This is a genomic window from Streptomyces sp. NPDC046349, from assembly GCF_055587885.1.
Genome location: NZ_JBVJFK010000010.1, coordinates 173057 through 198433, shown reverse-complemented (window position 1 = coordinate 198433; position 25377 = coordinate 173057). Strand labels below are relative to the sequence as shown.

The window sequence follows — 25377 nt, the reverse complement described above, 5'->3', positions numbered from 1 at the left end:
CCCGGGCCTGCCGATACTACGGGTATCGGCAGGTCCGCCGGGTTTTCCCTGCACCGTGACTGAATTCTGCGTCACAATGCGGGTCCACCAGCCGTCCGACCTCGTATTCTCGCCTCTCACAGGAAGGGCACAGGAGCTGGGGACTGGAAGGCTGGTGGCTGTGCGTGGTGGCGGCGACGGGGCACGCTGACACAAGCGTAGGACACGGAGAACTGATCAAGGCGGTCGACCGCGCGCTGACCTCGCACGGCCGGGCGCTCCTGACCGGACCCGCCGGCGCGGGCAAGACCGAGGTCGTCCGCGCCGTCTCGGCCGCGGCCGAAGCACGCCGGGAGAGCGTTCTCCGCCTCGCTCCCGAGGCCGCCGACCAATGGATACCCGAGGCCTCCGCCGCCGCCCTCCTCGCCTCCGTGCCCGCTGCCGCCCTGGAAGACCTCTCCGGCCCCCAGCGCACCGCCATCGCCCTCCTGCGCCGGGAGGCCGACGCCCCCCGCGCGGGCCGCGACCACGTGGCGCTGCGCCTGGCCGTCGTCGAGGTGCTCCGCAGCCTCGCCGCCCGCCAGCCCGTCCTCCTCGTCATCGACAACGCCCAGTGGCTCGACGCCGAGAGCACCGACCTGCTCCGCTTCGCCCTGCGCCTCACCCCGCCCCGCGTGCGGGTCCTCGCCGCCGAACGCGTCCAGGGCGGAGCCCCGGTCGGCGAGCCCCTCTGCGGCCCCGGCGTCCCCTCCATACGGGTGCCCCCGCTCGGCGCCGACGAGGTCGCGGAGCTGCTTCTTCGCCACGGGCTGCCCGCCCGCCTCGCCGGCCGCATCCACCAGGCCAGCGGCGGCAACCCGCGCCTGGCCCTCGCCCTCGGCCACTCCCTCGCCGAAGCCGCCGAGGCCCGCGACTGCAGCGCCCACCACGCCGACCCCCTGCCCGTCTCCGGACAGGCGCGCGAGGTCGCCCGCCGCCTCCTCGCGGGAGCCCCCGCCCAGGCCCGCCGCACCCTGCTGCTCGCCGCCCTCGCCTCCCGCCCCACCATCTCCCTGCTGCGGCGGGCCGGCCGCCCCGACGCCGAGGCCGAGCTGGCCGAGGCGGAACGGGCCGCGCTGGTCAGGGTCGGAGAGGACGGCACGGTCGAGTTCACCGCCGGCGCCCTGCCCACCGCGCTCGCCGCCGACGCCGGCTGGCCCGAACGCGCCGCCGGGCACGCGGCACTGGCCGCCGCCGTCGACGATCCCGTCCAGGCCGTACGCCACCGGGCGCTGGCCGTCGACACCCCCGACCAGGGGCTCGCCGCCGAGATCACCGAGGCCGCCGCGGTCTGCCGCAGCCGCGGACAGCGGGCCCTGGCCGCCGAACTGGGACTGCTCGCCGCGGAACGGACGCCGTCCCGGCTGGCCGACGACGAACTGGCCCGCCTCGTCACGGCCGCCGAAGACGCCGGCTGGGCGGGCCGCGCCGACCTCGCCCGGCGCGCCACCCGGGCCGTGCTGGCCCGCGACGCCTCGCCGGCCGACCGGGTACGCGCCCGGCTCGCCGTGATCGACGCCGCGGGACAGGCCCTGGGAGCGCTCGACGAGACCTTCGCGTACGCCATGGACGAGGCCGCCGGGGACCCTGCCCTGCTGGCCGCCGTCCAGCTGCGGATCGCCTGGAAGCACAACCTCAGCGACGGCGACCCCGTCCGCTCCCGCGACGCCGCTGCCGAGGCCGGCGCCCTCGCCGCGCAGGGCGGCGACCAGACCGCCGAGGCCATGGCCCTGACCGTACGGGCCCGCATGGGCCGCATCCTCGGGGACGCGGAAGCCGAGGAGATCCTCTCCGAGGCACTCGCCCTGCCCGCGCCCGAGGTGCCGCTCGGCATGCGCAACGCCCCGCAGTACCTGGCCGTCCGGCACGCCCTCTTCGACGACCGCCTCGCCGACGCGCGCCGCCAGCTCATGGTGCTGCTGCCGGCCGTCCGGCGCACCGGTTCGGCCGAGGACGTCTTCGAGGTCCTGCGCAGCCTCACCGAGGTGGAACTGCGCAGCGGCCGGTGCGAGGCCGCCTCCGTCCACGCCCGCCGGGCCCTGGAACTGACCATCGAGGCCGGCCTCTCGCCCGGTCCCGCCTGGTACGTGGCGGCGATGGCCGAGACCATGGGCGGCAGCTTCGCGCGCGCCGAGAGCTTCGCGCGCCGCGGCATCCAGGCCTCCCAGGAGGAACAGGACCAGGTCTTCCTCTCCCGCAGCCTGCACGCGCTCGGGCTCATCGAACTGGCCACCGGCGAGGCGGCGAAGGCGGTCGCCACCCTGCGCCGCGTCGCCGAACTGGAGGCCGCCCAGCAAGTCGTGGACCCCTCGATCCTGCGCTGGCACGGTGAACTCGCCGAGGCCCTGATCGCCGCAGACGCGCCCGGCGAAGCTGCCGAACTGATCGAGCCCGTGCGCGCGGTCGCCCACGGGCTCGGACGTACCGGCGTCGTCGCCGCCCTCGACCGGGCCCGCGCGCTGTGCCTGTCCGCGCAGGGCGACGCGGACGCAGCCGTCCGACTGCTGGAGGACACGGCGCAGCGCTTCGAATCCCTCCGGCTGCCGCTGGAACGGGGTCGTACGCTGCTCGCCCTCGCCCGGGTGGAGCGCCGCCGCCGGCGCCGGGCGCCGGCCCGTGCGGCGCTCCGGGCCGCGGCCGAGGTGTTCGAGCGGGCCGGCGCCGCACCCTGGACCGAGCTCGCCAGGGAACCGGTCCCGGGTGACGGGGCCGGCTCACCGGTCACCGCGGCAGCGGCGCTGACCGAGGCCGAGACCCGCCTCGCGCTGCTCGTCAGCCAGGGCGCCAGCAACCAGGAGGCCGCGGCGAAGCTGTTCCTCAGCGTCAAGACCGTCGAGGCCCGGCTGACCCGCATCTACCAGAAGCTCGACGTACGGTCACGGGCCCAGCTGGCCACCGCGCTGCGCACGCGGTGACCGTACGGCACGCAGGGTCAGCAGCTCAGGTTGCCGCCCGGCGTGACGCCCAGCAGCTGGGTGAAGCTCTGGTACTTCGAGATCCGGCTCTGTACCTGGGCGGGGTTGCCGCCGTTGCACTCCAGGGCGCCGTTGATGGAGCGGATGGTCTCGCCGAAGCCGGCGCCGTTCACCATGGCGGCGTGGGCGGTCATGGTTCCCGGACCGTTCTGGGTGTTCCAGTACCAGAGCGCCGTCTTCATGGCGACGGCCGGATCCTGCTCCACGAGGTAGGGGTTGGCCAAAAGGTTGATGCCGAGGGCGTCGCCGGCCGCCTTGTAGTTGAAGTTCCAGCTGAGCTGGATGGGCCCGCGGCCGTAGTAGGCGGCCTGTCCGGCCGGACAGCCGTACGGCTGGGTCGCGTCGCAGTAGTGGGGGTAGTTGGCGGTGTTCTGCTCCACGATGTGCACGAGACCGCCGGTCTCGTGCGAGACGTTCGCGAGGAAGGCGGCGGCCTCGCGCCGCTTCACCGTGTCGTCGCCGGTCTTGGCGAAGCCGGGGTAGGCGGACAGCGCGGCGACCAGGCCGTTGTAGGTGTAGAAGGGATTGCGGTTCGGGAACATCTGGTTGAACTGGGCCTCGGAGACGACGAATCCGGACGGGTCGGGGTCCGGTTCCTGGCCGCCCCCGCCCCCGCCCCCGCCGCCGCAGACGCCCTGGTCCGCCCAGACGCCCCACTGGCCGGTGGTGCCGGGGGTCTCGCCCTGGGTCCACCACTTGGCCTGCCAGTTGCGACCGCCGTACGAGGCGCTCATTCCGTTCGTGTAGACGGCGGACGAGGCCCAGGGGGAGGCGCAGGGGGCCGCCGCGGAGGCGGGGGAGGACGGAAGGGCGATGGCCAGGCCGGCCGTGACGGCCGCGGCGGCGACCAGGCTGAGGGCGCGGCGGCGAAGCGCACGTATCACGTAACTGCTCCTTCAGTGGGGGGACTTGCCGGGAGGCAACAGCGCCCACTGAAACGGAATGGTCTGAACCTGTCAAGGTCTAGACCAAAGGAAAGCGCCGGTGTCACGCGAGGCGCGTGACACCGGCGCGGAAGAAGGGGTCAGCTGCCGGCGGAGAGGTTGCCGGAGAGGACCGGAATGTTGCTGGCGATGTGCGAGAGGGCCTCGTCGCCCTTGGCCTGGGTGGAGTTCTCGGCGCACTGCTGGTTCTGCGGGTTGGACAGGACGTTGACGTCCTGGACGCCGATGTTGGCGAGGACCGCCAGCAGGGACTGGGCGTTGACCTTGGCGGGCAGGCCGACGCAGAGCTTGTTGAGGGAGCCCTGGATCGGGGCGAGCTGCGGGCTCTGGTTGCCGCGGGTCTCCGCGTTGCCGTAGATCTGCGCCGAGTCGTTGCCGTTCACGGTGTTGACGCCGTTGTCGTTGCCGATCGCCATCGCGGGCGAGGCGGCGGCGGCGCCCGCGCCGAGCACGGCGGCGGTGGCGGCGGCGGTGGCCATGAACTTCTTGAGCATCTGGGGGATCCTTCGGTCGCACTGTCGCGTGTGATGGCTGCCCACGGCGGGACGCGCTGATCAACTGCTGACGGTGTCCGGGGTTATGCCCCCTCACCCGACTGGCCCAATGGCGCGACGGCCGGATCGTGAACCGGATCGGCCCCGCCGCGGTGGCGGCGGGGCCCGGATCCTGCCCGGCGGGTCAGCCGCTCTTGCGGCGGACCTTCTTGTTCTTGCCGCTCGCGGCGCTGCTGGAGCCCTGAACCTTGTTCCGGTTCTGGTGGGACTGCTGCGCGTGGGCCTTCGCGGCGTTGCGCTCCAGGGCTTCCCGGAATCGGCGCTTGGCCGCTTCGGCCGGGGACTCGTCCTGCGGGGTGCCTGCTTCGTCAGCCATTCGTCCTCCTGGAGTGATCAAGCGGCCCCAGTCTGTCAGTCGCTGTACGTGCTGACCAGCGGGTTCCTGGAAACCCCAAGGGTGGCTTGGGGAGGTTATAAGCTTAGGTTATGGGGGCATAAACCGACACCGGGTGCTGAGTTAGGCTTACCTTCGTTTAGGGTTCCCTTTGATCCGACTTGATCCACCTTGCCGTCGCTCGAAGGGAACCTCTGCCATGCCTCGCCCTCTGCGGGTAGCAATCGTCGGTGCCGGCCCGGCCGGCATCTATGCCGCCGACGCGCTGCTGAAGTCCGAGGCCGCCGTTGATCCCGGTGTGTCCATAGACCTCTTCGAGCGCATGCCCGCCCCCTTCGGCCTGATCCGGTACGGCGTCGCCCCGGACCACCCGCGCATCAAGGGCATCATCACGGCCCTGCACCAGGTGCTGGACAAGCCGCAGGTCCGCCTCTTCGGCAACGTCGACTACCCGAGCGACATCAGCCTCGACGAGCTGCACTCCTTCTACGACGCCGTGATCTTCTCCACCGGCGCCACGGCCGACCGCGCGCTCGACATCCCCGGCGTCGACCTCGACGGCTCCTACGGCGCCGCCGACTTCGTCTCCTGGTACGACGGCCACCCGGACGTGCCGCGCACCTGGCCGCTCGAGGCCGAGAAGGTCGCCGTGCTCGGCGTCGGCAACGTCGCCCTCGATGTCGCGCGCATCCTCGCCAAGACGGCCGACGAGCTGCTGCCCACCGAGATCCCGGCCAACGTCTACGAAGGCCTCAAGGCCAACAAGGCCCTCGAGGTGCACGTCTTCGGCCGTCGCGGTCCGGCCCAGGCCAAATTCAGCCCCATGGAGCTGCGCGAGCTGGACCACTCGCCCAACATCGAGGTCATCGTCAACCCCGAGGACATCGACTACGACGACGGCTCGATCGCCGAGCGGCGGGGGAACAAGCAGACCGACATGGTCGCCAAGACCCTGGAGAACTGGGCGATCCGCGACATCGGCGAGCGGCCGCACAAGCTGTTCCTGCACTTCTTCGAGTCGCCCTCGGAGATCCTCGGCGAGGACGGCAAGGTCGTCGGCCTGCGCACCGAGCGCACCGAGCTGGACGGCACCGGCAACGTCAAGGGCACCGGCCGGTTCACCGACTGGGACGTCCGGTCCGTCTACCGGGCGGTCGGCTACCTCTCCGACGAACTGCCCAAGCTCCCGTGGGACGTCGAGTCCGGCACGGTCCCGGACGAGGGCGGCCGCGTGATCGACGCCGGCGGCCCCATGCAGTCGACGTACGTGACCGGCTGGATCCGCCGCGGCCCGATCGGCCTGATCGGCCACACCAAGGGCGACGCGAACGAGACCGTCGGGAACCTGCTCGCCGACCACGCCGAGGGCCGCCTGGGCACGCCGGCCTCGCCGGAGCCGGAAGCGGTCGAGGCCTTCCTCGCCGAGCGCAGCGTGCGCTACACGACGTGGGAGGGCTGGTACCGGCTGGATGCGGCCGAGAAGGCCCTCGGCGAGCCCCAGGGCCGCGCGCGCGTGAAGATCGTGGAGCGCGAGGAGATGCTCGACGCGAGCGGCGCCTGAGCACGAGGGGCCGGGACCTGACGGGTCCCGGCCCCTGCGCGTCGGGCGGCCTCCGGCCGTCCTTCGGCCAGGAGGTGATCGCTCCGGATCGGAATGCCGCGCCGCGCACGGGAGTTGGACACGAGCACGACACCGACCCCACAGGCCCTGGAGAGCTCATGAAGATCGGCATCATCGGCGCGGGCAACATCGGCGGCAACCTCACCCGGCGGCTGGCCGCCCTGGGACACGAGGTCGCTGTGGCCAACTCACGGGGGCCCGAGACCCTGGCCGCCCTCGCGCAGGAGACCGGCGCCACCCCCGTCACCGTGGCCGAGGCGGCGCGCGGCGCCGAGATCGTCGTCGTCGCCATCCCGTTCAAGAACGTGCCCGACCTGCCCGCGGGCCTCTTCGACGGGGCGGCCCCGGGCTTCGCCGTCATCGACACCGGCAACTACTACCCGCGCCGGCGCGACGGCCGGATCGCCGGCGTGGAGGACGAGGGCCTCACCGAGAGCCGCTGGACCGAGCGGCAGCTCGGACACCCCGTGATCAAGGCCTTCAACGGCACGTACGCCCAGGACATCCTCGACCGGCACCGCCCGGCCGGCGCCGCCGACCGGATCGCGCTGCCCGTCGCGGGCGACGACGAGGCGGCGAAGAAGGCCGTACGCGACCTCATCGAGGAACTCGGCTTCGACACGGTCGACTCGGGCGGCCTCGACGACTCCTGGCGGCAGCAGCCCGACACGCCCGTCTACGGACTCCGGGAGGGCGTCGAAGGGGTCACCCGGGCCCTCGCCGCAGCTTCCCCGGACCGCCCGGAGGCTTTCCGCGGCTGACGGGAGCGGGACGGCGGGAACCCCTGTCCGGGCAACGGGACGATCTCGTGCCGGCTCCGGGAACGGTCGCCGGCGATGCCGCGCCTGCGCCGGCAGATGGCCGGATTCCGGATGACGGATGACGGGACGGGCAGACGGGCAGACGGCCAGAAGGAGAGGGCCGGACCGGAGCGGCCGACCGGCGGTGAAGGGGAGGGGCGGTGCGGGAACGCCGAGGGGCCGGAGGGGGCTGGTGGCCCTCGCGGTGGGGCTGCCGCTGCTCGGGGCAGCGATCGTCATGGCGGTCGTGTTCACCGGTACCGGTGTCGTGAGGCGCAGCCCGCTGCACCGGACGGTGGACGGGTACCTCGAAGCCGTCGGCGGCGGCGGACCCGCACCGGCCGCCGGACCGGGAAGCGGGTGTCCCGGCGGCGCCCCGAATCCCGCGGACGCCCTGAGGGGCATCACACCCGGCTTCGGGCACCGCATCGTGTCGTCCACCGCGAGCGGCGACAGCGCCGCCGTCGATGTGGACCTCGTCCCGGCCGGTGGCGGCGAGCCGGTGGCGGTGCTCCTGGAACTGCGCCGCAGCGGGGACCGTCGGGACGTCTGCGCGGCCTCGACGGGCCGCACGGCGGTCGATCCGTTCTGAGATGCCGGAGGCATCGGACCCGCGGCCGGGTCAGGCGTCCCGGCCGCGCTCCAGCACGCCGCGTACGAAGGCGGCCTGGCCGGCGTGCTGGAGGTCGTCGGCGAGCACGCTGACCAGTCGCACCCCCAGGGTGACGGGCGGGTCCCAGCGCTCGTCGACCACCCGGTCCAGGTCGGCGGCAGCGAGGCCCCGGACGAAGGCCAGGGTCTGCTCGTGCACCGCGTCAAAGTAGCCCAGGAGCAGGTCGCCCGAGTCCACCCGGACCGTGCCGACCTGGCGTGCGGAATGGCCGTAGCCCGTGGACGTGGCCGGCAGCGGCAGGGCGAACCGGTCCGCCCAGCCGCCGGCCTGCCACACCTGCTCCAGACCCGCCGCGGCGGCGATGTGGTCGTCCTGGATCCGGGTGAGGTGCCAGACCAGCCAGGTGATCGAGTTCGCGGCCGGGTCGACGCGGGTGTTCAGCAGGTGCGCCGGGACTCCGTCCGCGGCCTCGTACACGACCTCCCGGATCCGACCGAACCCGTCCGCGATGACGTCCGTAGCCTTCATGCCCCCCACCATGCAAGGCCCGGTGGCCCCGCCGGCGCGAACGACACGCGGGGCGGGCCGCCGGGCCTGCGGACACGGGCTCACCCGACGGCGTGGGCCTTCTCGGGCTCCGCGGTCCGAGCCGGTTCGGCCGCGGCGGGCCGCCCGGGGGCCGCCGCGGCGGGTTTGTGCCCACCGCGCAGGCCGAGCCGGCCGATCAGCCCGACCAGGGCGAAGGCCGCGGCCCCGATCCCGAAGGTGAGGGTGAACCCGGACTCGGCGGGCAGCGGGGGCACCCCCGCGGGCAGGTGCTCGATGGTCCTGGAGGCCAGGATCGTGGTGACCACGGCACTGCCGATCGCGCTGCCCGTCGAGCGGGAGATCGAGTTGATGCCATTGGCGATGCCGCTCTGGTGCGGCGGGACGCTGGACATGATCACGGCGGGCATGGCGGCGTAGCCGAAGCTGACGGCCGCCCCGACGACCAGGCCGGAGCCGATCACCGAGAAGGCGTGGCTGTGGTCCACCGCGAGCCAGGCGAAACCGGCCGCGCCCAGCACGGCGGCCATGCCCAGTGCCGCGCGCGGACCGCGGTGGCGCACGATCCGGCCGCCGATGGGCGAGGCCAGCAGTGAGACGATCGCGCTGGGCAGCAGGAACTGCACGGAGGCGCGCAGGATCGACGCGTCGAAGCCGTAGCCGGTGAGCGCCTCGGGCATCTGCACGAGGTACGAGACGCCGAGGAAGCTCGCGAACATGCCGAAGCCGACGAGGAGGCCGGACAGGTTGGCCATGAGCACCGGGCGGTGCACGAACATCCGCATGTCGACCAGGGGCTCGCGGACCTTGAGCTCGGTCGCCACCCACACGGCGGCCATCACGGCGGCGCCGGCGAAGCCGCCCAGCGTACGCCCGGAGGTCCAGCCCCACTCGTGGCCCTGTGAGATCGCCAGCAGGAGCAGCAGCAGCGCGGCACCGAGGGTCAGGGCGCCGAGGACGTCGGTGCGCCCGCCCGTCCTGGTTCGGGTGGCGGGGACCAGGAGGACCACGGCGAGCAGGGCGAGGGCCGCGAGGCCGGTGGCCATCCAGAAGGCGTTGCGGTAGTCCGCGTCGGGTCCCGAGGTCAGCAGGCCGGTGGCCGCGAGCGCGAGGCCGCTGCCGAACGCGAGCGTGCCGCTGACCAGAGCCATCGCGCCGGGCAGCCGCTGCGGGCTGACCTCTTCGCGCAGCACCGACAGCGCGAGCGGGAAGATCGCGGTGGCGGCGCCCTGGAGGACGCGGCCGAGGATCAGCAGCGGGAGCGAGGACGCCAGCGCCGTCAGGACGGAGCCGGCGACCATCACGCCGAGGACGGCCACCAGGGTGGGCTTCTTGCCGTGCTGGTCGCCGAACCGGCCGAGGAGCGGCGTGAAGACCGCCGCCGACAGCAGGGTGGCGGTGGTCACCCAGCTCGCGTTCGCGGTCGAGGTGCCGAGATCGTCGCGGATCAGGCCGAGGATGGGGACCGGCAGGGTCTGCATCATCGACACGACCATGGCGGCGAGGCTCAGGGCGAAGACGACGACCGTCTCGTTGCGCCGCCCGGAGGCAGGCGCGGCGGCGGATGGGGTGCTCATGGCTGGGGGACCTTCTTCGTGTTTCGGAGCTGAGAAGCTTCGGAACCCAGATGTTTGATGTCATCAAGTAACTCGATCGAAGGTAGAGGTCGATATTTCAGGTAGTCAAGTAAACAATTGATAATGTGAAGCATCCTGAGTAGGCTCGAGGCATGAGCGAGACCGCGACCCACCCCACGAAGGTCGAGCTGCTGGAGCTGCTCGCCGCCATCGGCACCGCCCAGTGGCGCGAGTTCGCCGCGGCCGCGGCGCAGCACGGCCTCACCCCCACCCAGGCGCGCGTCCTCGCCCAGCTGGACGGGCCGGTGCCCATGCGCGGCCTCGCCGCCCTGCTGGTCTGTGACGCGTCCAACGTGACCGGCATCGTGGACCGCCTCGAGGCCCGCGAGCTGGTGCGCCGGGAACCGTCCCCCGCCGACCGCCGCGTCAAGAACGTGGTCGCCACGGAGGCGGGCCGGGAGGTCATCCGCCGGGTGCGGGAGGAGATGCAGGCGGCGCACGGCGCGCTCGACAGCCTCGACGACGCCGAGAGCGCGACGCTCCACGCCCTGCTGGCCCGCCTGCGGCCGTCGATGGAGAAGGGCTAGTCTCGACCCCCGTGGACACCCTTCAGCGGATCAACGACGTGCCCGTCCTGATGTGCGGCACCGAGGGCGAGACCATCGCGGGTGAACGCGAGGCCCTGGACTGCATCGGAAACGCCTCCTACCAGGGCGCCGAGTGGGCGGTCATCCCCGTCGAGCGCTTCGACGAGGCGTTCTTCCGGCTGAGCACCCGGGTCGCCGGCGAGATCATCCAGAAGTTCGTCCAGTACCGGGTGGGCGTCGTCGTCCTCGGCGACATCTCCCGCCACATGGAGGCCGGCACGGCGCTGCGCGACTTCGTCCGCGAGTGCAACCGGGGCCGCCAGACGTGGTTCGTCGCCGACATCGACGAGCTGCGCGACCGGCTGACCGGGGCCGGGGCGTGAACGGCGGCGACGTCCGGATCCTGCGTGCGGCCGACCGCCCCGCCACGGTGTGGAAGAACGGCGGGGGAGTCACCCGGGAGATCGCCGCCTGGCCGGCGGACGCCGACATGGAGTCGTTCCGGTGGCGGGCGAGTCTGGCCGAGGTGGCCGCGGACGGCCCCTTCTCGGCCTTCCCCGGGATCGACCGCACCCTCACACTCGCCGAGGGTGCGGGCATGGACCTCGTGGTGGGAGGCGTGCACCGGCTCGTGGCCGAACGCTTCGCCCCGCAGGACTTCGCGGGGGACGAGCCGACCGACTGCAGGCTCGTCTCCGGCCCCGTCGTGAACTTCAACGTGATGTACCGCCGCGGTGCGGCGACGGCCGAGACCGCAGTCGTACGGGGCAGGCTCACCCTCGCCGCCGAACCCGGCGAGACCCTGCTGGTGGTCGCCCTGGACGGCCCGGCGGCGCTCGAGGCCGCGTGGGGACCGGGCCACGCCCTGGGCCCGTACGACGCGGCCCTCGCGCGGGGTGCGTTCACCGGACGCCTGCGGACCGAAGGCCGCGCGGCGGTGGTCCGCCTGCGGTAGGTCGTGTCCGGTCGCCCGCGCCCGCTGTTTCCCCGCGACTGGGTTGCCTGCGCGTCACGCAGGCCCTGGCACTCTCCGCGCCACGTGACCTTGCCGATGACGGCGTCGTGGTTGCAGTCGAGGCCGCAGTGGTCCGGGCCCGGGGAGGGTGGACGCGCTCGAGCCGCTGCCGAAGGCCTTCCCCTCGGCCTGGATGCGGGCGGCCGCCGCGCCGCCCGGCAAGGCCACCGGCCACGCCGGTTCCTGCGTGCAGTGCCGTGACGCCGGCACCCTCGAGGCCGCGGGACAGGGTGCTGCGCGGACACGCCCCGGGCCCGCCTCCGCGCATCGGCCGGGCGGGCGTCAGCGGGCGCCGAGCTTGATCCATTTCGCCGTGCTGGGAACGCCTTTCGCGTCGAGCAGGAAGAGCATGTAGTAGCCGGGCGGGGCGTCGGCCGCGCCCGGCGGGGTCCGCAGCCCGATCCGGTCGCCCTGGACACCCGTGAGCCGCAGGTCGAGGTGGCGCTGACTGGTGTTCACCGAGTGGGTGACCGTCGTGGGGGCCAGCAGGACCGCGCGCTTGACGTGCTTCGCCGTCGAGCTGGACACCCGGAAGACCGTGTCGTAGCGGAGGTCGCCCACCGGAACGCGGTCGAGGGCCGGCCGGGCGCCCCGGTGCAGATAGGCGGGCTCGTAGAGCTCGATGCTCCCGTCCATCCCGTCCTTGATGTCGGGATCGTTCGCGATCTGCTGGAGCTCGTCACCGGTGACCATCATCCGCCCGTCCGGCAGGATCAGGGCGTTGGAGTGGTAGCCGCGGGGCAGCCGCTGGGCCGGTCCCAGCTTCCAGCGGCCGCGCGCGTCGCGCACCTCGATGTGCCGGTACTTGGGATCGGCCGTCGGATTGAACGGGCCGTGGCCGTAGTCCCGGGTGTCCAGGGCCCCGTTCACGGTGAGCAGGGTGCCGTCCGGCAGGATCAGGGTGCCGTCCTGGGTGCGGCCGAAGGCCCTGGGCTCCTCGGTCGTCCAGCGTCCGCCGGCCAGCCGGTAGGTGTGCGGGTCGCGCGGGTCGCCGCCGAGAACCAGGACGGAGTCCGGCCCCCGGAAGCCGGCCGGCAGCGGCACCGCCGATCCGTAGCCCCGGAAGTCGGCGGGCCGCCGGGGCAGGTCGCCGCGTACGTCCTTGACCGGGTCGAAGATCCACTGCTGGTCGGCGTCCCGGCCGAGGCCGTAGACCATCCCGTCGCGCAGCGAGAAGAGGTGCGGGTAGTCGTTGCGGAAGGGGGCGTCCGAGCGGAGCCGCTCGGCGGGGACGCCGGCCGGGATGTCGTACGGCCGCCAGGGCACGCGGTGCCCCCGTGCAGGGAAGCGCTCCACCACCGGGGTGGGGGTGCCCGTGCCGCGCTCGGACTGGCCGGACATGATGATCTGCCGGCCGTCCGCCCCGGTCACGACGGACGGGTACCAGCGGCCGACGGCCATGTCGCGGTTGCGGAACCACTTCTCGGTCCACGGGTCGAAGACGAAGGACAGCCTGGCGCCGCTGCCGCCCTTGCCTCCGACGTTGCCGCCGAAGACCCCGACCATCCCGTTGGGCAGGTAGGAGTGCCCGGCGCAGAAGAACGGCGCCGGGCGGGGGGAGTAGGTGCCGTCGGGCATCAGGACCACCGGCGGCGGTACGTTCCGGAAGGCCCTGGCCCCGGTCCCCCTGGCGGGGTCCCAGAGCCATGCGCGGCCCGCGTTGGTGCGGCCGACGGTGTTCGTCGGCCCGGTCTCCTTCGTGGGGTCGGCCTCCACGCGTTCGAAGGAGAACAGCAGCACCTTGCCCGTGGGCAGCAGGGCCACGTGCACGCCGAAGTCGGGGGAGGGGAAGTACTGCGTGAAGCGGCCGAACCGGGCCGCGTCGAAACCGGCATTGGCCTTGCGCTGGGAATGCGCCAGCGAGGCCAGGCTCGCGGTCCGCTTCGACTGCGGATACCCCTGGGTGCCCTTGGCGGCCTGACGCAGCCTCGCGTGGGCGCGTGCATGCTCCTCGCCGAGGACGGCGGCCTCGTCGCCGGCGTGGTGGACCGCGGCCCGGGCCGGTGCGGGCGGTCCGGCCGCCGGGACGGCCAGGGCGGCGGCGAGGGCCAGCACCGCCAGGACGGCGGACCGTGGTGTGCGGGGCATCGGACTCCTCACCGCAGGAGGCGCGGGGCCGAGGACGGCTCCGGAACCCGCTGTTGGCCTGAAGGATCCCGGCGATATTAGGACGAACCGCATGCCCGATGGCCGCAACCCGGCGCGAGGGGGGTGCTCCTCGCAGGCCGGTTGGGGCCGTTCGGCGGTCGATATGAGGCGGTTTATCGTTTCTGCGGTGAATCGTTTCGGCCGTCAAGGTGAGACCGCGTACCAGCCGACCGGCCCCGCCCCTCGCGGACCGCTATCCATGTCGGTGTGATCAAGTCGCTCCGTACCGGATTCACCGCAGCCGCCGTGACCGCAACGCTCCTCACGCTCAGCCCCTCCGCGGGGGCCTCCGCCTCGGCCCCCCTCGACCAGGTGACCGTGGACGTCGCCACGGTCAACGGATCGGGCTGCCGTCCCGGCAGCGCCACCGTCGCCGTGTCGCCCGACAACTCGGCCTTCACCGTCACCTACAGCGAGTACGTGGCCCAGGCCGGCGGCGGCGCCCCCGCCGTCGAGGGCCGCAAGAACTGCCTCCTGTCCCTCGTCGTGCACGTCCCCCAGGGTTACACCTACGCCATCGCCAAGGTCGACTACCGGGGCTTCGGAAGCCTCCAGCCGGGCGCGATCGGCACACAGAAGGCCAGCTACTACTTCCAGGGCATGAGCCAGACCGCCTACCGCACCCACCGGTTCGACGGCGCGCTCGACGACAACTGGCAGGCCACCGACACCACGGGCATCGAGGCCCTCGCCTGGTCGCCCTGCGGCGAGCAGCGCAACTTCAACATCAACACCGAACTGCGGGCGGAAGTGGGCACCTCCGACCCGTCGAAGACCAGCTTCATGGCCCTGGACTCGACGGACGGCAGCATCAACAGCGTCTACCACTTCTCCTGGAAGCAGTGCGCCCGGCGCTGACCGGGCAGGAGCCGGGGCCCGTCGTCGCGCGGGCCCCGCGTCAGCCCGACGCCCGCTGCACCAGAGCCGTCTCGGTTATCACCGGCCCCTGGGCGGTCCGGCCGCCCTCGCGGCCGTCGCCCAGCCGCTCCATCAGCAGCCCCGCCATCATCCGGCCCATGCCCTCGATGTCCTGACGCACGGTCGTCAGCGGCGGGTCGGCGCTCTCCGCCACCGGCTCGGCGTCGTCGAAGCCCACCACCGCGACCTCCGCGGGAACCGCCCGCCCGTGCTCCCGCAGCACCCGCAGCGCACCCGTCGCCATCAGGTCGTTGCCGGCGAACACCGCGTCGATCGAAGGGTCCCGGTCCAGCAGTTCGGCCATCGCGCGGGCCCCGCCCGCGACGGTGAAGTCCCCCACGGCGACCAGCTCGGCCCCTGCGTCCGGGAGCACGTCGCGGTAGCCGCTCAGCCGGTCGGCCGCCGACGTCTGGTCGAGCGGGCCGCAGATGTGCGCGATCCTCCGCCGTCCCTGCGCCAGCAGGTGCCGTACGGCATCGCGGGCGCCCCCGCGGTTGTCGGCGTCGACGTACGTCACCCCGTCGTCCCCGCCGGGGCCGGCGGTCCAGCCGGGGCGGCCGCCGTAGACCATGGGCATGCCGATGCGGCTGGCGATGGCGGGCAGCGGATCGTCGGTGTGCAGGGAGAAGGCGAGCGCCCCGTCAACGTGGCCGCCGGCCAGGTACCGCTCGATGCGGTCGTAGTCGCAGAGGTCCTCCACCAGCAGCAGTACCAGCTGGGTGTCGTGTGCGGTCAACTCCTTGCTGATGCCGCGTATCTGACGGGAGAAGAAGGGATCCGAGAAGATCCGCGCCTCGGGCTCGGGGATGATCACCGCGACCGCGCCGGTGCGCCGGGTGACCAGCGTGCGCGCCGCGTGGTTCGGGATGTAGCCCAGTTCCTGGATCGCCGTCTGCACCCGGTCCGCCAGATGCGGGCGGACCCCGTCGCCGCCGTTGACCACACGGGAGACCGTGGCCCTCGACACGCCCGCGAGCGCCGCGACGGCCTCCAGGGTGGGACGGCTGCCGGAGCGCGGTTCGGGCACGTGATTTCCTCCATGGTCCACAGGCGGTGGCCTCGCCGAACAGAAGGGTAACGGGTGATCAACGCAGGGTGTGAGGTCAGGAGGGGAGAGGGGTGTGATCCGGCGGTACGGCCTCCCCGGCGCGGACGGGCGCGGGCGGGGTGCCGTCGCCGAACGGGCGGCCTCCGAGAGCCTCCCGGCCGTGGGGAGCGAGCCAGCCGGTCAGGTCCGGGCCGGCCGGCACGATCCCGGTCGGGTTGATGTCGTCGTGGACCAGGTAGTAGTGCCGCTTGATGTGCTCGAAGTCGACCGTGTCGCCGAACCCGGGGGTCTGGAAGAGGTCCCGCGCGTAGGCCCACAGGACCGGCGTCTCGGACAGCTTCCGCCGGTTGCACTTGAAGTGGCCGTGGTAGACGGCGTCGAAGCGCACCAGGGTGGTGAACAGCCGGACGTCCGCCTCGGTGATGGTGTCGCCCACCAGGTACCGGGACTCCCCGAGGCGCCGGGCGAGCAGGTCCAGGCGGGCGAACAGCCTCTCGTACGCGGACGCGTAGGCCTCCTGGGACCCGGCGAAACCGGCCCGGTAGACACCGTTGTTCACCTCCTCGTAGACCACCTCGTTCACGGCGTCGATCTCCGGGCGGAGCGCCCGCGGGTAGAGGTCGGGGGCTCCCTCGCGGTGGTACGCCGACCACTCCAGGGACAGGTCGAGCGTGATCTGCGCGAAGTCGTTGGTGACGACCCGGCCGGTCGGCACGTCGACGATGGCGGGCACCGTGATGCCCCGGTCGTAGCCGGGGTCGCGGGCGAGGTAGGCCTCCTGGAGCCGCTCGATGCCGAGCACGGGGTCGCGGCCGCCCGGGTCCAGGTCGAAGGTCCAGCTGCGGTCGTCGTGCGTCGGGCCCGCCACGGCCATCGGCAGCGCCTCCTCCAGCCCGAGGAGCCGCCGTACGATGACGGCCCGGCTCGCCCACGGGCAGGCCCGGGCCACCACCAGCCGGTAGCGGCCGGGCTCCACCGGGAAGCCGTCGCGTCCGTCGGCGGTGATCCGCGTGGTGAGGTACCGGCTGTCCCGCGCGTACTCGCTGCCTGGGTTCACGTAGCGCATCTGCGCCCCTACATGTGGGACTGGCCGTAGTAGTGGCCGAACCGGTCCATGAAGTTCGGCTCCCCCGCGTACTTGGCCTCGTCGTAGTCCGGCGCGTTCTTGATCTGCTCCTTGGTCAGGTTGAGGTAGACCTTCTCCTCGGACGCGTCGATGCGCTCGACGACGCCGGCCGGCAGGAGGACGTGCTTGCCGAAGATCCAGACGCCGGTGTCGACGACGATGTGGGAGGCCTGGAAGTCGGCGGAGTGCCTGTCGACCTTTCCGATGTGGCCGTCGGTCGCCTCGACCCTGTAGCCGACGAGATCGATGCCGCTGTGGTGGCCGGCGTCGTCGCGGTATCCCCAGATGTCCTTCTCGCTCACGGCTCTCACCCTCCTGTGCCCGTACGTCTGCCGGCACCTGTACCCCCTCCGGCAGCCGGAGGGGGGTGCCCGCACCCAGACGCCTCCCCACATATGGCCGGCTCACGCCCAGGACGCAGGAGCGATCGCACTGCCGCGCGCGCATGCGCCGCGACGGCACGGGTAGGCGCTCCACACCCCCAGCGCCCTCCCGGAGAGGAGCCGACACGATGACGCGGCACGCACCGGCGGAGAACGACGTCGAACACACGGCCGAGCGGCGAGGTGAGGGCATCCGCGTCGTGGTCGTCGGGGCCACGGGGAACGTCGGGACCAGCGTGGTCCTCGCCCTCGCCGAAGACCCTTCCGTCCGCTCCGTCCTCGGTCTGGCCCGCAGGCTTCCCCGGTGGACGCCGCCGAAGACCCGCTGGCAGGCTGTGGACGTGCAGCCGGGCGGTGCGGACCTGACCCCGCTCTTCACCGGCGCCGACGCCGTCGTCCACCTCGCATGGAAGTTCCAGCCCACCCACCACCCGGCGGAGACCTGGCGCACCAACGTCCTCGGCAGCATCCGCGTCTTCGACGCCGTGGCCGCCGCCGGTGTTCCCGCCCTCGTGCACGCATCGTCCGTCGGCGCTTACTCACCCGGACCGAAGGACCGAGCCGTCGACGAGTCCTGGCCCACCCACGGCTGGCCCCAGGCCGCCTACACCCGGGAGAAGGCCTACCTCGAACGCGTCCTCGACGCCTACGAACGCACCCACCCGGACATCCGGGTCGTGCGGATGCGGCCCGGCTTCCTGTTCAAACGGCAGTCCGCCTCCGAACAGCGCCGCATCTTCGCGGGCAGGCTGCTCCCGAGCCGGTTCCTGCGGCCCGAGCTCCTGCCCGCCGTTCCGGATCTGGCGGGGCTGCGGTTCCAGGCCCTGCACACCGACGACGCGGCCGCCGCCTATCGCGCCGCGGCCGTTCTGCCGGTTCGCGGGCCCTTCAACCTGGCGGCCGACCCGCCCCTGGACGCGGAGGTCCTCTCCCGGATCCTCGACGCCCGGAGTTTGCCCATGCCGACGGCGCCCGTCCGGGCCGCCCTCGCCGCGGCGTGGCGGCTGCACCTGGTGCCGGCCTCACCGGACCTGTTCGACGCCGTACTGCGGCTGCCGCTGATGGACTCCTCGCGGGCGCGCCGGGAGCTGTCCTGGGAGCCCCTGCACACCTCGGCGGAGGCCGTCGAGGAGTTCCTCGACGGCCTCCGTTCGGGAGCGGGCATGGACACCGCCCCGCTCGCCCCGGACGCCAAGCCCGCCCGGCACTCCCAGAGGTCCGGCGGCCGGGTCTGAAACCCCGCCGGCGCCATGCGGCGGTGCCGGTCCGGATCCGTCGGCGCCGGTCGGGCCTGCCGGTGCCGCTGCCGGTCAGGTCCGGCTCCGCCCGGGCAAGCCGTGCAAGCCGCGCAGGCCCCGGCGCCGTACGGCGTCCGCGGCGTGCGGTGTGGCGGCCCGGCCGCGGGCCTCCCGGGCGAAGAGCTGTGACGCGCAGGCGCTGCGCAGCGCCTCCAGGGCGCGGATCTGCTGCTCGGCCCTCCGGAGGAGTTCCTCGATCAGCGCGGTGTCGATCCGCGGGTCGGTGCGGGCCAGGCTGCGCAGCGAACGCCAGCAGGCCGCCTTGCCCTCCACGCCGAGGCGCATCGCCTCCAGTTCAAGGACGTCACTGAGCGGGGAGCGCGACAGGACGCGCCCGTTGAGTTTGAGTCTGCCCACCCTCTCGGCGAGCCGGCCGAGGGCGGCCCTCGTCCGCATCACGGGAACGTCCAGATCGGCCATCAGGGTGCGCAGGCTCTCCCGGTCCGCCGCCACCTGCTCGGCCAGTGACCCCAGGGAGGCGCCGAGCGTGCCGCCCCGGTGGGCCCCGGCGGCGCGGCGGAGCATCTCGACGCCGCCGTTCGCGCCGGTGAGATGGTCGTTGAGGTAGATGGCAAGGAAGGTGGGGGCGCGGCCCGTCGGAGGCCTGTGGCTCTGGTTCACTGCGGCCTCCTCAGGGGGAGCGCCGGCGCGTGTCTGGCCGCTCCTCGTCCGGCCCCGTCCAGCGGGTGCCGGAGCCGCCGGATTCCACCGGCCGGTCGAGGCGGCTCGCCTCGTCCGTGTCCGCGGCCCGCGTGGTCCCGTCGTCCTTGCCCGGCTTCCGGACGTGCGGTGCGCGGTCCCGGTCTTCGTCGCCGTGGTGCAGCGGTACTCCGCCTGCGCCGCCCTGGTCGTCCATGACAGCTCCTCTCGTGTCCACCGAGCCCCCTCGCCCGGCGCGTGCCCGGCCGGGGGGACGGGAAACCCTCTTGTTCCACGGCCCTGCGCTCAGCCGGCCGCCGTCGCCGCCGCCAGCCCGTCGACCACGTCGGCCAGCCTTCCGCGCCGGCCGTGGGCGGCACGCTGACGGGCCGCACCCCCGCCCTCCGCGCGCAGCCGGTCGAGCAGGGTGTCCACCAGGTGCAGGTCGCCGGCGGCGGCGAGCCCGGGAGCGGCCCGTTCGCGCATCCGGTCCAGCATGTGCCACACCGGCACGCGGGCCCCGCCGACCGGATCGAGGCCGTCACCGCTCAGCCCGTGCAGGGCGGCGAGCCGGTGGGCCTCCCGCAGGCGCCCGCACTCCAGGAACGGCGGCGGCCTCCCCTCGTCGCGCTCCGGCAGCAGCACCCCCGCGAGCCCGCGGACGAGCGCCGCGAGCAGGACGACGGTGTCGAGGCGGGCGTTCACGTCGGCGACGCGGATCTCCAGCGTCGGCACGTGCTCGGAGGGGCGGGCGTACCAGTAGATCATCCGCCGGTCCAGCAGGGCCCCGCACTGCACCAGATCGTGGGCGATGCGCTCGTACGATGCCTCGTCCAGGAAGGGAGCGGGCCCCACCGTGGGCCACCGGGCGTGTTCGACCGCACGCCAGCTGGCATATCCGGTGTCCCTGCCCCGGTCGAACGGCGAGTTCGCGCTCAGGGCCTGCAGGGTGGGCAGCCAGGGCCTGAGCCGGTTGGCCAGGTCCAGCGCCTGCGCCCGGGAGGACACGCCGATGTGGACATGGCATCCGCACACAGGCTGGTCGTGGCCCCCTACGGCCGAGGCGAAACGGACCGCCATCCGCCGGTAGCGCTCGTCAGGTGTGATGGCCAGCGGCTGCTCGGGCGGGATCACCGGCGTGCCGGTGGCGACGAGCAGGCAATCCTGCGCCTGCGCGGCCCTGACCAGCTCGGCCCGCAGCCAGGCCAGCTCGGCCCGCAGTACCGCCGTGCTGGACGTGGGACTCGTGCACGACTCGACCTGCGCGGTGTAGAACTCCCGCTGGACCAGCGGTCCCAGTCTGCCCGAAGCGGCCTCTACGACCCCTGCCGCGCGCCCCACCGGGGCCCTGCTGCGGCGGTCGACGAGCAGAAACTCCTCCTCCACGCCCATGGTCGCAACGGTGGCCGCGGCGGAACCGCTGCTTCCCGGTCCGACGGGCGCAAGCGACCGGCTCCCGTGACGGGACGCCGACGTGGACACGGCCAGTGACATCGGGGGTCCTCTCGTGAGGGTGGGCGCCGCCCGGCCACCGGTGGGGAACCGGCTCGGCCGAGGCGGTGGTGCGGTCCTTCCAGGCCCTCCTCAGTGCTTCACCTACCCGCCGGACCACCCCTCATTCGGGGCAACGGCCGTGGCTAGAGTTCCGGAATGAAAGGCAGGTAGTCCACGTCCGGACCGGACGGAACGACCGCGTAGCTGCTCTCGGGGAGCTCGTTCCACACTCCCGGCAGGTCTCCCAGCGGTTCGGAGACCACGATGCGCGTCTCGTCCGACACCTCCCTGAGGTAGTCGATCTCCGGGTAGAGGTGCCGGACCGTGTCGGCCCTGCTGCTGTAGTACAGGGAGCGCGACTTGCCCTGGCTGGAGTACCGGAACGCCCACACGCGCTCGCCGTCGCTCACCGCCACCGTCATCTGGAGCGGTTCCGCCACGCCGTGCTCCTTTCCGAGCCGTTCCACGAGCCCGGCCATCCTCGCCACCGCGCCCGGGGGGTCCTGGTCGAGGCCGTAGGTCACCGCGAGGTAGAACATCACCTCAGAGTCGGTGGACCCCTCGATGCACGAGAACAGGGCCGGGTCGACGGCCATGCACAGATCGCGCTGGAGCCGGTGGAAGTCTCCGATCGCCCCGTTGTGCATCCACAGCCAGCGGCCGTGCCGGAAGGGATGGCAGTTCGTCTGCTGGATCGCCGAGCCGGTCGAGGCCCGGACGTGCGCGAAGAACAGCGGCGAGCGGACGTGGGCGGCCAGCTCCTGGAGGTTGCGGTTGTTCCAGGCGGGGCCGATGTCGCGGAAGACCGCGGGCGTGCCGTTGCCGTCGGCGCTGTACCAGCCGAGCCCGAACCCGTCGCCGTTGGTCGACTCCACCCCCAGCCGGGACTTCAGGCTCTGGTTGATCAGCGAGTGCTCGGGGCGGTAGAGCACGGTGTCGAGCAGGACGGGCGTACCCGAGTAGGCGAGCCACCGACACATGCGCACCATCCCTTTCGCGGCTTGCTCCGAGGGTAACTCTGCGGGCGGCGCCCTTCCCGCGGGGCGCGGGCGCGCCGGGCGCCCGCAGGGCCCCGCCGGGCAGCCGGACGCGGACACCGGCGGCGCCGTGCCATCCTCAAGACATGACGTCCGACGTCGTGCCTCCCGACGAGGGCGCCTCTCCCGAGGTGCTCGCGTTGGCCAAGGTGGTGGCCAGGCTGCGATCGGAGATCGCGGACCTGGAGGGCGTCGCCGCGGCCACGGCCGTGCTGGAGCGCGCCAAGGGCGTCGTGATGGCCCGGGAAGGCGCCTCCGCCGACACGGCTTATGAGAGGCTGCTCGAGCGCGCGGCCCAACGGGGCAGCACCCTCATGGAGGAGTGCTGGCTCGCTCTGGGCCAGGTCCGCCCCGGCCGGCCCCCCGCCCCCCTGGGCGAGGCGCCCCCGCCGCCCGCCCCGGCCCGGGAGACCCGGCCCGAGCCGGTCCCCCGCTCCGGGAGCGGCTGCCACGGCCCGCCGGAGGAGGACGCGCTGCGCTCGCTGCCGGCCCGGATCGCGGAGCGCCTGGCCGAGGCGGGGGACGAGGGGGACATCGCGGAGCTGCTGCGGTCCGTGCTCGCGGAGGCGGTCGGCGTGGACGCCGTGATGATCTACGCGGTGACGGCCGCGGGCAGCCTGGAGCTGACCGGGCACGCCGGCATCGACCGTGAGCTGGCCGAGCAGTGGAGCCACGTTCCGCCGCTCAGCGGCGTCGCCGCCCTCGAGGCCATCGCAGCGCGGCACCCGGTGTGGCTCGAGGACCCGGTGCAGGACGCACGCCGCTACCTGCTGATCGGCAACCCGCCCGAGCGGTGGCCCTCCCGCGCCTGGATCCCCGTACCCTCCGACGGAATCGCCAGGGCCGCCGTGGGGTTCCTGCGCACGCGGCCCGGCCCCTTCGACACCGACACACGGAGGCTGCTGCGCCAGTCCGTGCGGCTGTGCGGCGCGCTGCTGCGCGCCTTCGGCGGCCCCGACGGCGGGGCCGAGCGCGCCGTCGCCCCCGACGACGTGGAGCAGGTCCAGCGGATCCTGGACGTGCTGTCCGGGCCCGCGGTCCTGCTCACCCCCCTGCGCTCGGCGGCGGGGGAGATCGAGGACTACCGGATCGACGCGGCGGCGCCGGAGTCGGTCGACGTGGCAGGCCGCCGGGGCAAGGAGCTCGTCGGCCGCAGGGTCCTGGAGACCTACCCCACCGTGGCGGGCACCGCCCTGTGGGAGGGATACCAGGACACGCTCGCCACGGGGGCGGTGTACGAGGGAGAGCTCTTCAGATACCAGGAAGTGGGAGCCGGATTCCCACAGGAGGCCGTGTACTCCGTCCGGGCCACACGCCTCGGGGAGCGCCTCGTCGTCTCCTGGATCCGGCACGACGCCAGCGAGCGTGAGATCCGCAGGCTGGCCGACATGCAGCGCCTGGGCAACCTCGGCTGGGCCGGCTGGCAGCTGACCACGGACCGGGTCGTATGGTCCGACCAGGTCTACGCCATCTTCGACCGGGAGGCCGCCCTGGGACCGATCGGTCTCGAGGAACTGCCCCGCCATGTGCTGCCGGCGGACCGGGCGGGCCTCGCCGCGGCCCTCCAGCGACTGCTGAGACTCGGACACGCCGTGGACCAGCCCTTCCGGATCACCACCCGCGACGGCCCACGGGACCTGCGGATCGTCGTGGAGGCGCAGACCGACGCGGGCGGCAGCCCCGTCGAGGTCCACGGGTTCTTCCAAGACGTCACCGCCCAGCGGGACGCCGAGCGCGCGCTGCGCGAGAGCGAGCGCGCAGTCCTCGTCCAGCGCGGCATGCTCCAGGCGGAACGCGCACTCGCCGCCCGGCTGCAGGCGACCCTGCTGCCGATCCCGGAACAGTCCCTGCAACTCGCCGGCCTGCGCGTCGGAGTGGCCTGCACACCGGCCGACAGCGGGGTCAACGCCGGTGGCGACTGGTACAGCGCCATCGAACTCCCCGACGGGAGCGCGCTCTTCGTCGTCGGGGACGTCGCCGGCCACGGCCTCGCGGCCGTCGGCACCATGGCCCAGCTGAGGTTCACAGCCAAGGGCATGGCCATCACCGGATCGGCCCTCATCGACGTCCTGCGCCGACTCAACAACCTGCTGCTCCACACGGATTCGGAGCCGTCCGCCACCGCGACGATGTTCATCGGCCGCTACCAGCCCTGGGACCGGCGGCTGACCTGGGCGCGGGCGGGACACCTGCCGCCGCTGCTGCTCCGCGCCGGCCGTGCGCGGTTCCTCCCGCAGCCCGACGGCTGCCTGCTGGGCGCCGCCCGCGACTCCGTCTACGGCCAGGCCGTCGTCGACCTCCGGCCCGGCGACCGGCTGCTGCTCTACACCGACGGGCTCGTGGAGGAACCGGGCGAGGACATCGACCTCGGACTCGACCGGCTCGCTCAGGACGCCCTCGCACTCCTGGAGAGCGGTACCGACGAGGAACTCGCCCGCACGCTGGCCGGGCGCCGCCTGGCCAACCGGGACGACATCTGCGTCCTGGACGTCCACGTCCCGGACGAGGAGTGACCTCGTCCGGGACGTGGACGTCGGGGCGGCTCGGACGTTCAGGTCTTGAGGAGACGGTTGAAGAACGAGCGATAGTGCTGCAACGCCACCCGCAGGTCCTCCGTCGCGACCTGCTCGCCGCGGTCCCACTGTCCCTCCAGGCCCTGCTTGCGCGTGGAGAAGCTGCCGGCCAGGGCCTGCATGACCTCCGCCACCAGGGTGTCCGCCGACCTCACGGCGTCCTGCGGGTCGTCGACGAAGCGGCCCTGGATCTCACTCCACCTCCTGCGGTACTCCTCGGTGTCCGTCGTACCGAGCAACGGTTCCTCCGTGCCGGCGTCCGCCTCCTCGCGTCCCGTGCCGGCGTCCACGTCCTCGCGGCCCGTGCCGGCGTCCATCTGTTCGCGGGCGCCGGCACGATAGGTCGCCTCCGCCTCTGCCTCGGTCGGCGCGTCCGTCCCGGTGCTCCCGGCCGGCTCGTCGGTCCCTGCACCGTCCGGGCCCCCGGACGTGGCCTCCCCGGGGTAGAGGGGCGTCTGCCGTTCGTCGCCCGCACCCGAGTGCATGTCGTCCGCACCCGAGTTCATGATGTCCTCGGTGGTCGGACCGGATTCGGTGTCCCGGTCCTGGTCCTCCCGCTCTCCGCGTATCCGCATGTCAACGACTCCTCTGATCCGTCAGAAGCTCTTCGAACAGGGCGCGGTAGTGCACCATCGCCCCACGCAGTTCCTCCGTCGTCGCCCGGCCCCCGCTGCTGCGCACCTTGACATCGTGCGCGGCCCGGTAGTGGTCGAGGGTGCGGCCGTGTTCGACGGACAGGTCGCGCAGCCGGCCCTCGTACTCGGCGGTGGGGTAGCCGCGCTCGTCCATCAGCCGGGACACCAGGTCGTCCGCCTCCGCCACGGAGGTCTCCGGACGGTCCACGAAGTGTTCCTGGACGTCGCTCCAGGCCTCCGCGTACTCGCGGCGCCGCTCGGCGGGGAGCTCCTTGATGTCGAGCTTCTCGTGCCGCTGCTCCCGGGCGCGCAGGTCACGCTCGGCGGCCATCGCGCCGCCCTCCTCCTGTACGGTGCGCTCGTACTCGGGGCCGAACCGGTCGCGCAGGTGGCGCCGGCGAGCCGACAGCCACAGCGTCGCGATGAGCGCGAGCACCACGACTGCCGCGATGACGATCGCCACTACGAGTGTGGTGGTAGACATGTCCGCACTC

At 73.1% G+C, this 25377-nt stretch carries 25 protein-coding genes; 10 read left to right on the top strand and 15 right to left on the bottom strand.

The window, feature by feature from the left end; genetic code table 11:
- Window positions 1-164: 164 nt before the first annotated feature.
- A complete protein-coding gene (locus ACZ6JS_RS24240) occupies window positions 165-2933 on the top strand; it encodes an AAA family ATPase (protein ID WP_469300830.1) in 2769 nt (922 codons plus the stop codon).
- Window positions 2934-2950: 17 nt separating this feature from the next.
- Here the strand turns inward: ACZ6JS_RS24240 and ACZ6JS_RS24235 are convergent, their stop codons facing one another.
- The 3 genes from ACZ6JS_RS24235 to ACZ6JS_RS24225 form a co-directional block, all read right to left on the bottom strand.
- Window positions 2951-3877 (bottom strand): glycoside hydrolase family 19 protein, encoded by a 927-nt coding sequence (locus ACZ6JS_RS24235; RefSeq protein WP_469300828.1) that lies wholly within the window; start codon window positions 3875-3877, stop codon window positions 2951-2953.
- 140 nt (window positions 3878-4017) lie between these two features.
- The gene (locus ACZ6JS_RS24230; RefSeq protein ID WP_136228620.1) at window positions 4018-4431 is read right to left on the bottom strand and encodes a rodlin; all 414 of its coding nucleotides are present in this window, start codon (window positions 4429-4431) and stop codon (window positions 4018-4020) included.
- Between the two features lie 184 nt (window positions 4432-4615).
- A complete protein-coding gene (locus ACZ6JS_RS24225; protein WP_030848425.1) occupies window positions 4616-4807 on the bottom strand; it encodes a DUF5302 domain-containing protein in 192 nt (63 codons plus the stop codon).
- Between the two features lie 217 nt (window positions 4808-5024).
- On the opposite strand from ACZ6JS_RS24225, the gene ACZ6JS_RS24220 reads away from it, so the two are divergent.
- From ACZ6JS_RS24220 to ACZ6JS_RS24210, 3 genes are all read left to right on the top strand, one after another.
- Entirely contained in the window at window positions 5025-6386 is a 1362-nt protein-coding gene (locus ACZ6JS_RS24220; protein WP_469300826.1) for an FAD-dependent oxidoreductase, read from the top strand.
- 158 nt (window positions 6387-6544) lie between these two features.
- Window positions 6545-7207 carry an NADPH-dependent F420 reductase gene (locus tag ACZ6JS_RS24215; RefSeq protein ID WP_469300824.1) on the top strand — a complete coding sequence of 221 codons (663 nt, stop codon included), beginning with the start codon at window positions 6545-6547 and terminating at the stop codon, window positions 7205-7207.
- A gap of 232 nt (window positions 7208-7439) precedes the next feature.
- Window positions 7440-7838 carry a hypothetical protein gene (locus tag ACZ6JS_RS24210; RefSeq protein WP_469300822.1) on the top strand — a complete coding sequence of 133 codons (399 nt, stop codon included), beginning with the start codon at window positions 7440-7442 and terminating at the stop codon, window positions 7836-7838.
- A 30-nt stretch (window positions 7839-7868) separates the two neighbouring features.
- On the opposite strand, the gene ACZ6JS_RS24205 is transcribed toward ACZ6JS_RS24210, so the two are convergent.
- Together ACZ6JS_RS24205 and ACZ6JS_RS24200 are read right to left on the bottom strand one after the other, a co-directional pair.
- Window positions 7869-8387 carry a mycothiol transferase gene (locus ACZ6JS_RS24205; protein WP_469300820.1) on the bottom strand — a complete coding sequence of 173 codons (519 nt, stop codon included), beginning with the start codon at window positions 8385-8387 and terminating at the stop codon, window positions 7869-7871.
- Window positions 8388-8467: 80 nt separating this feature from the next.
- Window positions 8468-9982, bottom strand: coding sequence for an MFS transporter (locus ACZ6JS_RS24200; RefSeq protein ID WP_469300819.1), 1515 nt, complete (start codon window positions 9980-9982; stop codon window positions 8468-8470).
- Window positions 9983-10134: 152 nt separating this feature from the next.
- Here ACZ6JS_RS24200 and ACZ6JS_RS24195 point away from each other — a divergent pair, with 152 nt between their 5' ends.
- Genes ACZ6JS_RS24195 through ACZ6JS_RS24185 form a run of 3 tightly spaced genes read left to right on the top strand, consistent with a single transcriptional unit; the run spans window position 10135 to window position 11524 of the window.
- A complete protein-coding gene (locus ACZ6JS_RS24195; protein WP_469300818.1) occupies window positions 10135-10569 on the top strand; it encodes a MarR family winged helix-turn-helix transcriptional regulator in 435 nt (144 codons plus the stop codon).
- An 11-nt stretch (window positions 10570-10580) separates the two neighbouring features.
- Window positions 10581-10952 (top strand): DUF4180 domain-containing protein, encoded by a 372-nt coding sequence (locus ACZ6JS_RS24190; protein WP_469300816.1) that lies wholly within the window; start codon window positions 10581-10583, stop codon window positions 10950-10952.
- Entirely contained in the window at window positions 10949-11524 is a 576-nt protein-coding gene (locus ACZ6JS_RS24185; protein ID WP_469300814.1) for a HutD/Ves family protein, read from the top strand. Before ACZ6JS_RS24190 ends, ACZ6JS_RS24185 begins: the two co-directional genes overlap by 4 nt.
- Before the next feature lie 342 nt (window positions 11525-11866).
- On the opposite strand, the gene ACZ6JS_RS24180 is transcribed toward ACZ6JS_RS24185, so the two are convergent.
- Window positions 11867-13672, bottom strand: coding sequence for a galactose oxidase-like domain-containing protein (locus tag ACZ6JS_RS24180; protein ID WP_469300813.1), 1806 nt, complete (start codon window positions 13670-13672; stop codon window positions 11867-11869).
- Window positions 13673-13939: 267 nt separating this feature from the next.
- On the opposite strand from ACZ6JS_RS24180, the gene ACZ6JS_RS24175 reads away from it, so the two are divergent.
- Complete coding sequence (locus tag ACZ6JS_RS24175; protein ID WP_469300811.1) at window positions 13940-14590, top strand: DUF4360 domain-containing protein; 651 nt, start codon at window positions 13940-13942, stop codon at window positions 14588-14590.
- A gap of 40 nt (window positions 14591-14630) precedes the next feature.
- On the opposite strand, the gene ACZ6JS_RS24170 is transcribed toward ACZ6JS_RS24175, so the two are convergent.
- The 3 genes from ACZ6JS_RS24170 to ACZ6JS_RS24160 all read right to left on the bottom strand — a co-directional run bounded on the left by ACZ6JS_RS24170 (window position 14631) and on the right by ACZ6JS_RS24160 (window position 17126).
- Window positions 14631-15677, bottom strand: coding sequence for a LacI family DNA-binding transcriptional regulator (locus ACZ6JS_RS24170; RefSeq protein WP_469300810.1), 1047 nt, complete (start codon window positions 15675-15677; stop codon window positions 14631-14633).
- A 76-nt stretch (window positions 15678-15753) separates the two neighbouring features.
- The gene (locus tag ACZ6JS_RS24165) at window positions 15754-16764 is read right to left on the bottom strand and encodes a glutathione S-transferase family protein (protein WP_469300809.1); all 1011 of its coding nucleotides are present in this window, start codon (window positions 16762-16764) and stop codon (window positions 15754-15756) included.
- Window positions 16765-16772: 8 nt separating this feature from the next.
- The gene (locus tag ACZ6JS_RS24160; RefSeq protein WP_469300808.1) at window positions 16773-17126 is read right to left on the bottom strand and encodes a PRC-barrel domain-containing protein; all 354 of its coding nucleotides are present in this window, start codon (window positions 17124-17126) and stop codon (window positions 16773-16775) included.
- Window positions 17127-17335: 209 nt separating this feature from the next.
- Between ACZ6JS_RS24160 and ACZ6JS_RS24155 the strand changes: the two genes are divergently transcribed.
- The gene (locus tag ACZ6JS_RS24155) at window positions 17336-18442 is read left to right on the top strand and encodes an NAD-dependent epimerase/dehydratase family protein (protein ID WP_469300806.1); all 1107 of its coding nucleotides are present in this window, start codon (window positions 17336-17338) and stop codon (window positions 18440-18442) included.
- Between the two features lie 75 nt (window positions 18443-18517).
- Here the strand turns inward: ACZ6JS_RS24155 and ACZ6JS_RS24150 are convergent, their stop codons facing one another.
- The 4 genes from ACZ6JS_RS24150 to ACZ6JS_RS24135 form a co-directional block, all read right to left on the bottom strand.
- The gene (locus ACZ6JS_RS24150) at window positions 18518-19126 is read right to left on the bottom strand and encodes a hypothetical protein (protein WP_469300805.1); all 609 of its coding nucleotides are present in this window, start codon (window positions 19124-19126) and stop codon (window positions 18518-18520) included.
- 10 nt (window positions 19127-19136) lie between these two features.
- Window positions 19137-19361: a hypothetical protein gene (locus ACZ6JS_RS24145; protein WP_469300803.1), complete on the bottom strand. Its 225-nt coding sequence runs from the start codon at window positions 19359-19361 to the stop codon at window positions 19137-19139.
- Window positions 19362-19450: 89 nt separating this feature from the next.
- Window positions 19451-20536, bottom strand: a complete 1086-nt coding sequence (locus ACZ6JS_RS24140; protein WP_469300801.1) for a carboxylate-amine ligase — start codon at window positions 20534-20536, stop codon at window positions 19451-19453.
- Between the two features lie 245 nt (window positions 20537-20781).
- Complete coding sequence (locus ACZ6JS_RS24135; protein WP_469300799.1) at window positions 20782-21618, bottom strand: class II glutamine amidotransferase; 837 nt, start codon at window positions 21616-21618, stop codon at window positions 20782-20784.
- A 143-nt stretch (window positions 21619-21761) separates the two neighbouring features.
- Between ACZ6JS_RS24135 and ACZ6JS_RS24130 the strand changes: the two genes are divergently transcribed.
- Window positions 21762-24188, top strand: coding sequence for a GAF domain-containing SpoIIE family protein phosphatase (locus tag ACZ6JS_RS24130; RefSeq protein ID WP_469300798.1), 2427 nt, complete (start codon window positions 21762-21764; stop codon window positions 24186-24188).
- Window positions 24189-24226: 38 nt separating this feature from the next.
- On the opposite strand, the gene ACZ6JS_RS24125 is transcribed toward ACZ6JS_RS24130, so the two are convergent.
- Window positions 24227-24823 carry a hypothetical protein gene (locus ACZ6JS_RS24125; RefSeq protein ID WP_469300796.1) on the bottom strand — a complete coding sequence of 199 codons (597 nt, stop codon included), beginning with the start codon at window positions 24821-24823 and terminating at the stop codon, window positions 24227-24229.
- 1 nt (window position 24824) lies between these two features.
- Window positions 24825-25367 (bottom strand): hypothetical protein, encoded by a 543-nt coding sequence (locus tag ACZ6JS_RS24120; RefSeq protein WP_469300795.1) that lies wholly within the window; start codon window positions 25365-25367, stop codon window positions 24825-24827.
- Window positions 25368-25377 lie beyond the last annotated feature (10 nt).